The sequence below is a fragment of the uncultured Dokdonia sp. genome, from assembly GCF_947492815.1.
Lineage (GTDB): Bacteria > Bacteroidota > Bacteroidia > Flavobacteriales > Flavobacteriaceae > Dokdonia.
The window spans coordinates 13,977-27,552 of sequence record NZ_CANLOB010000006.1 but is presented as its reverse complement, the minus strand read 5'-3'; the positions used below and the strand labels follow the sequence as shown (position 1 = coordinate 27,552).

General features: G+C 33.3%; 12 protein-coding genes. 3 read left to right on the top strand and 9 right to left on the bottom strand.

Translation table 11 applies throughout. The features are described 5' to 3' along the window. Positions 1-13 precede the first annotated feature (13 nt). Positions 14-1,906, top strand: coding sequence for a TonB-dependent receptor plug domain-containing protein (locus Q1A01_RS07835; RefSeq protein ID WP_299678510.1), 1,893 nt, complete (start codon positions 14-16; stop codon positions 1,904-1,906). Between the two features lie 117 nt (positions 1,907-2,023). On the opposite strand, the gene Q1A01_RS07830 is transcribed toward Q1A01_RS07835, so the two are convergent. Both Q1A01_RS07830 and Q1A01_RS07825 read right to left on the bottom strand, forming a co-directional pair. Further along, on the bottom strand, positions 2,024-2,272 hold the full coding sequence (locus Q1A01_RS07830; protein ID WP_299678507.1) for a GlsB/YeaQ/YmgE family stress response membrane protein: 249 nt from the start codon (positions 2,270-2,272) through the stop codon (positions 2,024-2,026). A gap of 176 nt (positions 2,273-2,448) precedes the next feature. Next, positions 2,449-3,666, bottom strand: a complete 1,218-nt coding sequence (locus tag Q1A01_RS07825; protein WP_299678504.1) for a bifunctional alpha/beta hydrolase/OsmC family protein — start codon at positions 3,664-3,666, stop codon at positions 2,449-2,451. A 662-nt stretch (positions 3,667-4,328) separates the two neighbouring features. Here Q1A01_RS07825 and Q1A01_RS07820 point away from each other — a divergent pair. Both Q1A01_RS07820 and Q1A01_RS07815 read left to right on the top strand, forming a co-directional pair. Continuing rightward, a complete protein-coding gene (locus Q1A01_RS07820) occupies positions 4,329-5,405 on the top strand; it encodes a methyltransferase (protein ID WP_299678501.1) in 1,077 nt (358 codons plus the stop codon). Positions 5,406-5,772: 367 nt separating this feature from the next. Continuing rightward, on the top strand, positions 5,773-6,984 hold the full coding sequence (locus Q1A01_RS07815; protein WP_299678498.1) for a DUF418 domain-containing protein: 1,212 nt from the start codon (positions 5,773-5,775) through the stop codon (positions 6,982-6,984). A gap of 6 nt (positions 6,985-6,990) precedes the next feature. On the opposite strand, the gene Q1A01_RS07810 is transcribed toward Q1A01_RS07815, so the two are convergent. The 7 genes from Q1A01_RS07810 to Q1A01_RS07780 all read right to left on the bottom strand — a co-directional run bounded on the left by Q1A01_RS07810 (position 6,991) and on the right by Q1A01_RS07780 (position 13,397). Then, positions 6,991-7,377, bottom strand: coding sequence for a VOC family protein (locus tag Q1A01_RS07810; RefSeq protein ID WP_299678495.1), 387 nt, complete (start codon positions 7,375-7,377; stop codon positions 6,991-6,993). A gap of 75 nt (positions 7,378-7,452) precedes the next feature. Beyond that, positions 7,453-8,835 (bottom strand): DUF2971 domain-containing protein, encoded by a 1,383-nt coding sequence (locus Q1A01_RS07805; RefSeq protein WP_299678492.1) that lies wholly within the window; start codon positions 8,833-8,835, stop codon positions 7,453-7,455. 101 nt (positions 8,836-8,936) lie between these two features. After that, on the bottom strand, positions 8,937-9,728 hold the full coding sequence (locus Q1A01_RS07800) for a hypothetical protein (protein ID WP_299678489.1): 792 nt from the start codon (positions 9,726-9,728) through the stop codon (positions 8,937-8,939). Between the two features lie 210 nt (positions 9,729-9,938). Continuing rightward, a complete protein-coding gene (locus Q1A01_RS07795; protein ID WP_299678486.1) occupies positions 9,939-10,379 on the bottom strand; it encodes a hypothetical protein in 441 nt (146 codons plus the stop codon). A 300-nt stretch (positions 10,380-10,679) separates the two neighbouring features. Next, entirely contained in the window at positions 10,680-11,420 is a 741-nt protein-coding gene (locus Q1A01_RS07790) for a 5'-methylthioadenosine/adenosylhomocysteine nucleosidase (RefSeq protein ID WP_299678483.1), read from the bottom strand. 84 nt (positions 11,421-11,504) lie between these two features. Continuing rightward, on the bottom strand, positions 11,505-12,347 hold the full coding sequence (locus Q1A01_RS07785) for a Sir2 family NAD-dependent protein deacetylase (protein WP_299678482.1): 843 nt from the start codon (positions 12,345-12,347) through the stop codon (positions 11,505-11,507). A 201-nt stretch (positions 12,348-12,548) separates the two neighbouring features. After that, positions 12,549-13,397 (bottom strand): hypothetical protein, encoded by an 849-nt coding sequence (locus tag Q1A01_RS07780; RefSeq protein WP_299678479.1) that lies wholly within the window; start codon positions 13,395-13,397, stop codon positions 12,549-12,551. Between the last annotated feature and the right edge of the window lie 179 nt (positions 13,398-13,576).

The following is a 13,576-nucleotide window of genomic DNA, read 5'->3' as shown; positions in this document are numbered from 1 at the left end:
TTAATTTAAAAAAATGAACAAAAAAACAAATGCGTTTGTAGCATTAGGAATGCTTTTTTCTGTGTGTACGTATGCACAAGAAAACCAACAACCTACTGTTGAAACATTAGAAGAAGTGGTATTAACAGATTCTCGTTTTGCATTAAAGCGTGAAAACTCTGGAAAAACAGTTATTACCATTTCTAAAGAAGAAATTGAAAAAAATCAAGGACGTTCTGTTGCTGAATTAATCAATACAAAATCTGGTATTGAAGTAAATGGAAGTAGAAGTAACGCAGGTCAAAACCTAGGTGTTTTTGTACGAGGAGGTAGAAACCGTCAGGTACTAGTGATTATAGATGGGGTACAGGTTTCTGATCCATCTCAAATTAACGGTGAGTACGATTTACGTCTTTTATCTTTAGGAAATATTGAGAAGATAGAGGTAATTAAAGGAGCTGCAAGTACACTGTATGGAAGTGGAGCTGCCGCTGCTGTGATTAATATTACTACTAAAGATGCTGGTGATGAGGCTGTAAATGTTGTGATCAATTCTAGTGTGGGGACCAACCAATCACAAGATGATCAAGACTACAGATTATCAGATTTTAATAATAGTGTCAATGTAAACGGAACGCTAGATAAGTTTACGTATAAGGCTGGATATAATCAGCAATTTACCGACGGACTTTCGGCTGCTTTAATAGAAGAAGGAGAAGCAGAGCGAGATGCATTTTCTAAAAAGAGTTTTGATTTGAATCTTGGATACCAGTTTACAGATGCTTTTTCTGTAAACATCTTTGGAAATATAACAGATATTAATTCTGATTTTGATGGAGGTGCCTTTTTTGATGCTCCTGGAAACGAATTTAATAGTGATCAGTATAGAGTAGGGATCTCTTCTACATATAAGTACAATAAAGGGAGCGTACATTTAAACGCATCGTATAGTACATTTGACAGAGCGTTTATCTCTGATTTTCCATTCTTTGCAGAAGGTGAGAATTTGATATTGGATGTGTATAATAAGTACACGATTAATAATTCTTTCTATACGATTGTTGGTTTGAACGTCATTGATAATCAAGCTACTTTTGAAGGAAATACTGTTGATGAAAATCCAGATTTTAATATCGTAGATCCCTATGCCAATGTGGTGTATGTATCTGATTTTGGTTTAAATATTAATGCAGGAGCTCGTCTGAATAATCATAGTGAGTATGGTTCAAATTTCACGTATAATATTAACCCTTCATATACCTATAAATTTGGAGAAGGAAGCTATGTAAAGCCATTTGGATCGTATAGTACATCTTTTATTACGCCATCATTAAACCAATTATTTGGAAATTTCGGACCAAATCCAGAATTAGATCCAGAAGAAAACTTGACGATAGAAGGAGGAGTTGAAGTGAAATTAGGAAAGAATTTTAGAGCTAGTGCTTTATATTTTGACAGAGAAGAAACAGATGTGATTCAATTTGACTTTGAAGCTGGGTATTTTAATAGTGAAGAAGTTGTCAATACGAGCGGTATTGAAGTAGAAGTAAATGCTACGCCTGTTAAAAATTTATCATTAACTGCGAACTATACGTATATCGATAATGAAAATAATGCAGTGTTGATTCCAGAAAGCAAAGCTAACTTCTCAGTTGGATACGACTTTTCTCCAAGAACATTTGCTTCTGTAGCGTATCAATATACAGATGATAGATTGGCTAATGACTTTAGAGAATTTCCAGCAACAGAAGTTACACTAGAAAGCTTTAGTCTTGTAAATCTTGCCTTTGGACATACTTTAAAAAATGAAAAATGGCGATTTTTACTAAGTGTAGATAATGTATTAAACGAAGATTATCAAGATGTTTTCGGATTTACATCAAGAGGTGCCAACGTAAAACTAGGAGTAACATTAAATCTCTTATAAAAAATAATTCTTAGTTGAATTAAGCAGATGCTATATTCCTTTATAAGATATAGCATATCATTAAAAAGCCCTTATCAATAATTGATAAGGGCTTTATTTGTTTGTGTATTTATACAATTATTTCTTCTTAAAAATCAGATTAAATAAGAATAGAATTACAATCGCTCCTATAGCGCCAGTGAGTATGGCTCCAATCCAACCAGAACCTAGGCTTACGCCCAGCTTTCCTAGAAGCCACGAACCGACAAAACTTCCAATAATACCTACAATAATATTTCCAATAAAACCTAGCCCGCTACCGCTGTACAGTTTACTACCTAGCCAGCCAGCTAAAGCACCAATAATAAGTGTTGCAATGATTCCCATGTCTTGATTTTTAGTTGTTAACACCTACAATGTAATGGATTTTTTTGAGATTTACTTTTGAAGGTATATTTTAGAAACGTATGAATATATCGTATCCAGTATAAAAAAAAACGGAGATTGTTACACATATTGTATGTAACAATCTCCGTTTAAATTATAATATGATTACGTGATTACTATTCTAACGTACTAATCACTTGCGTCTCATTATGTAGTGTTTTATGAACAGGGCACTTATCTGCAATTTGTAGAATACGTGCTTTTTGTTTGTCGTCAAGGGAATCTGCTGTTAGTTTGACAACACGTGTGAAGGTATCAATCTTTGCCGTGGGATCATCTTCACATGCTTGACAATCTTGAGGATAGGATTTAGAATAACTCGTATGTACCTCTACATTATCTATTTTCCATCCTTTACGTCTCGCATACATTTGTATGGTCATAGCGGTACACGCTGAGAGGGATCCCGCTAATAGTTCATACGGTGTAGGTCCATAATCATTTCCTCCAATACTTGGCGGTTCATCTGCTTTCATATAATGATTCCCGAGCTTTAGTTCGGTGGTATATTTATCTTCATCATCTAGACTTGCCACTACTTGGTAGGTTGTACTTATTGTATCATTTTCTACAGCCGGAATATATCGAGCAGCCCATCCAGCGATTACTTTACCTACATAAGAAGCATTTTTCTTATCAATTAATAAATGCTCCGAGCCATCTAAGGTCACAAAACTTTTTGGGTGATGTGCTGCATGATAAATCTCTTCTGCATTTTTAATAGATACGGTAGCATCCTGCGGTGAATGTAAAATCAATAAGGCTTTATTGAGTTTACGAGCTGCATCTGTACAAGAACACGCTTCTAGATCATCTATAAATTGTTTTTTGAAGGTAAAATCACGACCGGCAAGCGTTACATTGGCTTGTCCTTCTTGTCTAATAACTTCAAGTCGACTACCTAATTGTTTTTGCACATGCTGCGGATTACTAGGGGCTCCTATCGTAGCTACTGCAAGTACACTCTCTATTTGACCACCCGCAAAAATAGCAGCAGCACCTCCTAAGGAATGCCCAACTATAAGCGAAGGCGCTTTGTATTCTTTGGTAAGAAACTCGGCAGCACTGATGAGGTCTGTGACATTAGTAGAAAAATTAGTGTCAGCAAAATCACCTTCACTTCTTCCCAATCCCATAAAGTCAAAACGTAATACCCCAAATCCTTCAGACGCTAGCGCACGACTTACATTTCGAACAGCACTAAAATCTTTACTACAGGTAAAACAATGGGCAAAAATGGCAAAATTATGAGGATCTTGATTTGCAGGAAGATCCAATCGAGCAGATAGAGACTTCCCTTCTGCGTTTATGAATGTTAATTTACGTGATTTCATGAAGTTGATTTGTTTTGATGTCTAGCTAAGTCGGTTTTCAAAAAAATACCTAACGAATTTTGATCTGTTAAGGTACAAATATTCCTATCTTCAAGTATCGTTTTTTTTCGCTTTAAGCAAAAAAATAAATAACGAAACCCTACTTTATATAGATCTAAATTTTCTACCTCCTATTATGTATGAATCCTGAATTACGGGTCTATTTCTCTTTTTACAAGTTTTATTAGCGTACCTTCCGTCGTGTATTATGTACTTATTGATATTAATTATCTCTTTGCTTCACTTTTGCAAAAAGCTAAGGCTCACTTTTAAGTCTTTATTTCTACTCATAAAACGTCAGTAAACAGACCAATGACTGATTTCTGAAAAGTATCTATTAGTGATTTTAACGATACGTTTTGCCGCTATCATTACGTTGCAATTCGTTTTAATGCAAAAGAATATGACTTTATTTAGTACCAATGTTCATTCCATTTTTGTACCCAAAAAAATACAGGTATTCCTGTTTTTTATAGATGGGCGTGCCCTTTATCCTGAATTATATTCAGAATAAAGGTCGGGCTTTCCGATACAATTCCTCGCACTTCTCCCGATCACAATCGGGATCAGGCTGCGGGATTTCCACTGCAATCCCTCACGCAATACCTAATAAAGATGATATTATGAGTACAGAAATACGAGTAAACAGACCAACTCCTATTACGAGTAAAAAACACATAATCCTATTTGATAATAAGACCGATGTTATACAAACTATCAAAACCTTAGAAGCAGGAAAATCTATAGTCATATCAGATTTCTATAGCAACGGCTTAGTAGTACTCAAAGCATTAAAAAATTATCTTAATAAAAAACTACCTAACACATCATTTCAAGAACAACGTACGTTTCGATCTACATATCATAAATTATCTAATCGTATTCTCATTGAAATTGAAGATCATAAAGTAGCCTTAAAGAAAGCACCTTCTATTGGTTGGCTGAAAAAATTATATCCAGAAATACCTGATTTTGTATTATCATTTCCACAAGTACAAGGACTCAACAGTTCGTGGCAATGGTATACTAATGGAATTTCCATACCAGTATTACGTAATAAGATACATCCCTATTATGGTACTTATTTTCCAACACGTTTTGATCATCTTACTCTTTTTGACAACTGGTTAAAACGCTATGAAGGTCCTAAAAAAACGGCTATAGATGTAGGTATAGGAAGCGGTGTACTTTCTTTACAACTTCTAAAATATGGATTTCAAAAGATACATGGTACAGATATTAATCCAAATGCTATTATTGGATTGGCTGATTTTATGTCAGACACGAAATTGTCAAGAAAAATTGCGTTAGATTTCGCCTCTCTTTTTGGTAATTATGATACCCCGACAGAACTCATTATTTTCAATCCACCTTGGTTACCCAAAACCAATCAAGAAGACGATGTTGATGCTGCTATTTATTATGATGAGCATTTATTTCCTGATTTTTTCGCGGAAGCAAAACAACGATTATTACCAGAAGGACAGATTGTAATTTTATTCTCAAACTTATTTCAAATTACAAACTTTAAAACAACACACCCTATTGAAAAAGAACTTTCTGAAGGAGGGAGATTTCAATTAAAACGCTGTTTTAAGAAACGTGTAAAAGAAGCTTCTAGTTTGACAAAGCGAGATCAGAATTGGCGTGGCTCTGAAGAAGTCGAACTTTGGGTATTAATACATAAGGTGAGTTTGTGAGTTTAACTATTTAAGGACGTAAAAATTTAAGAGTTTAAATGTTTAAAAGTTATTTGCTAAACGTTGATAGGTTGAAGAGAAGATAGCTTCGGTACATTTTTACAGAAAAAGTACCTAATGTCTAATTTTTAAATGGAGTTAAAGCTGGGAGACTGAGTGGTTTTACATCAGAACAACGTGATGATTTAAAATTGTATCGAAGTCAACAGAGTTGATGTGTTTAGAAGTTTAAATATTTAAGAGTTAAAAATTTAAAAAAAAAATGTGTTGTAGTGTAAATTGAGCTACATTCAGGATACGCTTATGAAAATTTGGATCAAGATTCCCATTTCTATATTGTATTTTTGAATTACTTTCAAAGAGATTTATGACACATCCGTCTACTGAAAAGATAGCACCCATTTCTCATAGAATTGTTATCCTTGATGTCCTTAGAGGTTTTGCGCTCCTAGGCATATTTGTAGTCAATATAGAAATTATGAATTGTGTCTTTATGAATCAAGATGCATTTTCACAACAATGGACTTCATCTCTAGATATACTAGCCGTTCGATTCCAACAGCTTTTCTTTTATGGAAAATTCTTCCCGATATTTTCTTTATTATTTGGGGTAGGGATTAGTATTCAATTAGTAAACTTAAAGCGAAAAGGGATACCGATGTCCTTCTTTTTCCGCCGAATGGGCGCGTTATTTTTGTTTGGTGTCGCACATATTCTCTTTTTATGGTCTGGTGATGTGATTCATATTTATGCCTTTTTAGGACTCTGTACCTTACTATTAGTACAGCTGAAACCTAAGCAGCTTATCATTATTGCGCTGGTGATCTTCTTATTTCCATTTTATGGATCATTATTTGAATGGATCACCGCTGCCTTAGGATACCAACCAGAAATCTATTTAAACAGTTACACTCCAGAAACGATCGTGACTACTATTCGAGAAGGCTCCTATTTGGATGGGATGCGGTTACGCATACAAGAATACAAAAGCAATCTAGCCGTTTTATTTGTTTCTTTAATGCCTATTGCATTTACGATGTTTATTGTAGGATTAACGATAGGGAAGAAGGGATGGTTACAAGATATTCCGAGAGGGATACAACGTATCAAAAAGCCAGTATTATGGATCGCTGTACTTTCTAATGTGTATAGAGTAATTTTCCTATTCTTTTTATGGGAAACTGAAATCTGGAAAGATTCTTTTTGGCGAACGTTGTTTATCTATGGTATGCAGATAAGCGATACCTTAATGGCATTATTCCTTGTGTGGTTGGTCGCATATGCCTTTCAATACTCATTTTGGAAAAAGTTACTAAGTCCCTTACAATATGCAGGACGTATGGCATTGACTAATTATTTGCTACAAAGCTTCGTCGGGTTATTGATATTCTCTTCAGTAGGATTACAATGGTATCAAACCTTATCACCTATACAGACTATGGGACTCGCTATGGGTGTTTTTATAGGACAAGTGTTACTGAGTAAATTCTGGCTTTCCTTCTTTAAGTTTGGCCCTTTAGAATGGATCTGGCGATGTATTTCGTATGGGAAGGTGTTGGGGATTAGAAAGAAGAATTAATAGCATCTATAGGGTGTCATTATTTACTTCAATCCAATATCCATCAGGGTCTTGAAAATACACCTGCTTGATTCCATCGTTTCGCACATAGTCTTTGTTTGGGGTATTTTTCCAGTCAGAGTATTCAATGTTTAATGCTGCTAGATGTGTGATAAATGTATCAATATCTGATGTTGCTAATGCAAAATGAACAGCCTTATTTATTTTTATTTCTGCATTTGGACGCGGAATCAAATGAAGTTGTTTTCCTTCGCCAAGGGATAGCCACCTCGTTTTTGAATCTGAAGCTGTATTCTTAATTTCTTCAAGTTGGAATACCTTTTGATAAAATGCTATAGATGCATCTACATCTTTAACCGAAAGCGCGATGTGATTGAATGAAAACGTAATCATTTAGTAAGATGGGTTTTTGGGTTTAAAAGCAGTTGTTGTTAAAGCTTGTTTGCAATGAGTGCTAGCGAAGTTTTTTTATCTATAATGCTTGATTTTTGATGTCGTTATTTTTAGTCCTTTCAAATCCGAGTCTATTTTATTTAAATTAATATGACTCCTCTTTCTTCTTACCATTTCCCGTAATTGAACTGTGTTAGAATCTTGTTCAGGCGATTTAGGCCCTAAAATAATTTCTGATAAATGAATTGGGAAAGCACTATTATTAAGTTGAAAATCAATAAATGGATTAATTATAGAATGCGTATAGGTTTTAACCCAATTCGAGTTTAATGGATTAAGATTTGGATCTTCAATTACTAACAATCTTACTTCTTCCTCAATTTTATAGTCAAAGGGTTTAAAAAAATGTTTCCATAACCCAATGTTTCTGAATTCAAACGTAAATCCAGTTAAAGCTTCTACACCTTCTCGAATATGTTTTAGAAAATCTAGTTCAGGATGATTTCCATTTTGGTCAGCATATTTTACTCTTTGAATAAGAACTTTATCATTAAGATTCTCTCTTTTAATATTAAAGACCAAACAAACACCAGTTCCATCGTCTGCATATAATCTCCACAATGTCAGTTCATCTTTTCTAGATATTTTAGAACAAGATGTGATATATCTTTTGTTTAATGCAATTATTGTATTATGATGCATTTTGGAAAGCGGTCTTTCAACTCCATTTAAGTAATTATCAACATAGTTGACTTCAGATTTATCATTCATTCCAACTAAACCATTCATTCTAAAAGAAATGAAATTTAACATACTAAAAAGTGTATCTAGTGTTGTATATCTGCAAATTTTTGTTTCTGAAAATTCTTCGAAAATTTTATTGAAAAATTGATTTTCAAATGATTTTATATTTTTAAGTCTGTCCTCAAAATAATATGAGTTTCTGTTAGGATCGAATTTTATTTTACTTATAATTTTTTCATCTTTTAGAAAATTTGAAATTTCAAAGTTTTGAGATAAGTGGATTTCTGCTGATTCCTTTATAATCGATAAAATTTGCCTTTTTGTTCTTTCGTTTGTCGTAACATTCACGACATTAGTGATTCTCCCTAGTAGTTCGTTGAAATTTAATTGAACAAAATCATTTTCTTTTTCATTTCTATCATAAATTAAAAATATTTCATTATCAGTAACAATTCCAAATCGAGCATTTGTTATTGAAAGTGATGATCTTACTTGGTCTGTAGCTCTTGCTAAAGTATTTTTGTTAGCAAGCGTGCCTTTAATTTCAATTACTGCTAAGGGGTTATTCCCTTTATATATAACTATATCGAACCACCTTATCAAAAGAGGTGTTTTCCACCTATCTTGACTAACGATTCTCAAACTTTTATCCTCAAGACTTTCCTTAAGTCTTTTGAGAAAAATATTTTCTATTTCTGATTCTTTATAGTTCATTTAACTTATAGCTAACGGTCTAGTATGAGAATAGTAGCGGATTTTGAAACCTTAACTTTTCGGTTAAACACAGACGTTTTTTATATTCACTTGTTTGTTAATTATTTGTAATCAATCAAGCATTGAGAATTAATAGGTTCTTTTACGATACTTGATTCAACATAATCACTTTCAATTATTTTGTTAAGACATTTTTCGCCTTTATATTTTTTTCCGGGAATATGCTCGCAATAGACAAAATCAGATTTACATATAGAGCATTCAGTTTTCGTTGCTATTCCTGTAACGCTTATTCCGTTAAGTCGATTTTGAGAAATTCTTCTCTTTACAACTTTATCAATTATTTTCATGTTAGATTTTAATCCGTCATCATCACTCCAAAGTTCACACCAACCAATAATTTTTGGTTTATGTTGTAGAAATACCGGTGTAGGTAAATCATCATAAGGTGATTTAATTTCAAAACACCTATCAAATCCTTCCTTTAAATCTTTGCGTTTTTTCTTAATGAGCTTTGTATTGTTTTTGTCTTGTGGAATACCTAGATAATTATAAGTTTTAGTTGAGTTATCAATTTTGATATTTATGTTCGTTTTATCGAGTGTCTCATCTTTATCAAATAGCTTTTGAAGTTCATTAGAGATTACGTTTGTTAGGATTGCAATTGGAATACCTATTAAAGTTATATTAACAGGGTCAGCAAAAAAATCAGCTATTCCTTTCTTATAAAGATATTGTAGGGGTTGTTTATTTTCAGGTTCAACAACTACTTTATATCCATCAGAACGTAATTGCTTAATTAATAACAAAGCATCTCTTGTAACCAGTTTCCGATTTGGAAAACGGTTTTCATAAGGATTAAATGAATCTATTTTTATTTTTTTCTTTCCCAATGGTTTTATTATATGACGCACAACGTTTTAGCTATATTTAATACGAAGTTTAGCACTTAGTCAAAATTTTTTATTTTGTTTTATCTTTTTTGTTCTAAAGACAAATCAAAATATTTTGTGGACTTAGTAAAAATACACTTTCCTTTTGATTAACACTAAACCCCGTATTAATTATAGCTTTTTTTAGCAACTGGCTTTTCTGGAATTTCTTTAAAATTTCCATTTGTCATAACTTCCAACTAAAGAGTCTGAAATGAAGGTTGTTACGTCTTTAAAGTCAATTGAATCGGGTTGAACTGTTTTCAAGTTATATTCAAATTCTTTGTGTTCATCTTCACAAATAACGCTCAAAGTAAAATCGTTTCCATTTTTGTAATTGGAAAGACTTACAGTATGACTAATATTATCAGCAACTATTCCGACACGCATTGAGCAACTTTCATCATCATTTAGTTCCATCCATTTTTCGATAATATTTATGTTGTCATTAGTTCCCGCTTTATATTTAATTAAACTTCCGTTTGGAATTTCAAGTTCTTCTCCAATTTGTCTTACGAGATTATCATAGAATTTATAGTTTAATTCCAAAAAGTCTTCTCTGCGTTGAACAAATCTTTTTTGAGATTCGAGTATGTCTTTGTGTTTTTTCATAATGTTTGTTTTGCCTTGTTGCTAACTAGTTTATATCGTACAGATACACTGAATTTTCAAAGATAGATTTGTAATAAACTGTATATAAGTGAGTTTTGAATAGGTGTTAGAAACCATAAACGTTTATATTCATTACAAACGGCTATCAAGTGATGAATATAGATATCCTAACTCACAGTATTTTACGGTTTTCCACAATTTATTAAAAAGATTCAAGATCGCTACGCTCCATGACGTAAGACCGTTACACTTTAAGACATATTATTTTTAGTCTTGATTTTTTCCAGTCTTGACTCCCTTTTATTGCAGATAATTTTTAAAAATCTCAAATGCATAGTTACTAGCGATTTGCGATACAAAAAGAGGGAAATCTACAAGGGCCTCACTATTGGCTTTATCTGATATAATACGGATGATAGAAAATGGTATTTCATATTCGTAGCATACTTGTGCCACAGCAGCTCCTTCCATTTCTGCACATACTACAGATTCCAAATGGGTCGTTAGAAAATGCACTTGTGATGCTTTGCTTATAAATTGGTCTCCACTTGCGATGTCGCCTATCACCACTTTAGGATCTGAGATGTGTAGGCTTTTTGCTTCCTTTGTTGGAATCACATCGGTATACGTATCAATGAATTGTTGACATGCAGTTGTGAGTTGTTTTCTTTTTTCTGGATGCGTGTCAAAAAAGGTTTTATGTAATAAAGGGATTTCAAAAATATCATATAAAGGGGAGGCATTCATATCATGTTGCACGAGTTGCTTTCCAATAACAATATCACCAATATTCATATCAGGATGGATACCTCCAGCTACTCCCGTAAAGATGAGTTCGTTTACATCGAAATCATTGATTAATTGAGTGGCTGTTGTTGCCGACGCAACTTTTCCCCAGCGGGAAAATACTAATACGGCTTCTTTTCTAAAAAGAGTCCCTTTATAATACGTTCGCTTTCCTTTTGTGTACTGTTCTGTATGTTCTAAATGGTTCAACAATGCTTGAATTTCTTCTTGCATGGCACTCATGATTCCGATCATTCTTTGCTTTTATACGTGTGAAATCACAAATGTAGCTTTTTCCTATTTAGGATGTGTATATATAGTGATGTGAGTAATGAACCGTTATAGTGTTATTACAAGTTTTTCAATTTCAGTTTTTAATTCTAGTAAAAAAGGACTGCTTTTGGACCTTATACTCATACCGTTTTTTTTATTTTTCAGTAAATCAGAGAAATAACTGTCATCAATATTAACTTCTATGACAGTACCATTTTTTGAAAGTACATTCTTAGCAATTATCTGTGGTAAGGTTGTCTCACCAGAAGTTCCTAAAATAAATAAGATACCTGTTTGTTTTGAAATTCGAAGTACAGTGTCTTTTTTGAAGAATTTTTCATTGTAATATTCATCAAACCATAATACGTGTGGTCTTAGATCTTCACCACATTTTGGACATTTTAAGATTTTAATTTCATCTTCTGTGAGTTGATCTTTTCCTCTGCTTTTCAATTGTATATCTTTAGGAAAAGGATATAACTCTGTTGAACAATCATCGCCACATCTTAAGAAGTCATGATCTCCATGAATGAGGTAGGTCTTATCTTCAGAACTACCCGCTTTTTTGTGTAAACTATCTACATTTTGAGAAATCAACGCAAAATTATCTTCTATCAAAGATTCAATCTCTCTAAGCATAAAATGACTCTCATTAGGTTGTGCATACTCGGTTACAGATTTACGGTATAAGTAGAACTTAAGAACTTCATGGGATGCTACATCAAAGAATTTTTTTGTTCCTATTTCTTGTGCTTTGTAATTTTTAGAGCCCACAACCCAATAACCACCCTCGCCACGAAATGTAGGGATTCCACTTTCTGCTGAGATTCCTGCACCTACCAGAAATGAAATCTTCTTTCCCTTTTCTAAACAAAATCGTAATTGGTCTTTAATCTTTTTTGTAATCATATATCTAAAGTACTAGAAAATGAATCAATAATTGACCTGATGAGACTTAATTTATGTATGAATTTTGAGCCTTTTTTACTCTTTTATCATTGAGTTATAACAAAGACAATAGAAGCATTGAGAGGAGGAGCCTTTTTGTTTTATTGTTTTGTTCTGACTCCTATGTTTCTTGTATACGCTTTCGCGAAAGCGGAAAAAAGATTACTTACGAGGTCGTAACTCCTCAATCACTTTTGCGCTTACCCAATAAATATCTTGGTTACTTGTGTAAAAGAAATACTTTCCATCGCTAGAAACAAAAGGACAGAGTTCGTGACCTTCAGTATTAATGGTGGTTCCCATATTGACAGATTTTGTCCATGATCCATTTGGGTTTTTGAAACTAATGTAGAGATCACCTCTTCCTAATCCTTCAGAGCGTGTGGCGCAGAAAATCACATACTTCTCATTAGGATCCACAAAGACATCAGCTTCATAGCTAGTGGTATTAATGGATGGTCCTAATTTTATCGCTTCTTGGAATTTACCATTCGTATATTCGGAAGTATAAATATCAAAGTGATTCTGGTTTTTATTGGATGAAAAATACATGGAACCCTCCTTTGTAAAGGAGATATAATATTCTTCAGAAGGTGAGTTGATATTCGGCCCAGCATTGATGGGTTCTGACCAACTATTGCCGTTACGTTGCACATACCAGATATCATGATCTTGTTTGACTCCTGAACTGTCTAGTGCTTTTTGAGAAATAAAATATAATCGTTGTTCATCTGGAGATAAAAAAGGATCATTAAATCCATATTTTGGGTTTGATAAAATGGTTATAGGTGTTGTCCATGTGTTTCCTTTAAGTTCTGAATAGCGTATAACGGTTCGTCCTTCTAGCTGTACTCCGTAAAAAAACTGTGTAGCATCTCTATTAAAAACAGATCCAAACTCATACTCGCCTTTTTTTGAAATGATTTCAGGAGCAAATACCTCAGGTTGTACTGTTGGTGGTTTTTGTCCCAAATAGGTGAGGGCAGGATTTACTTGTTGAGCGTAAGCCATAAATGGAATACATAACGAGCATAAAAAATAACGAAGGAATAGGCGCATGAGTTTTAAGATTGATTGATGTAATACATAACGTATGTATGTGTTGTTTAGTTTTGTTTAATAATTAAGTTATAAGGTTTCATTTCTTTTTCTCCAGTATTGTATGAGTTTACACTAAATAATAATACGCG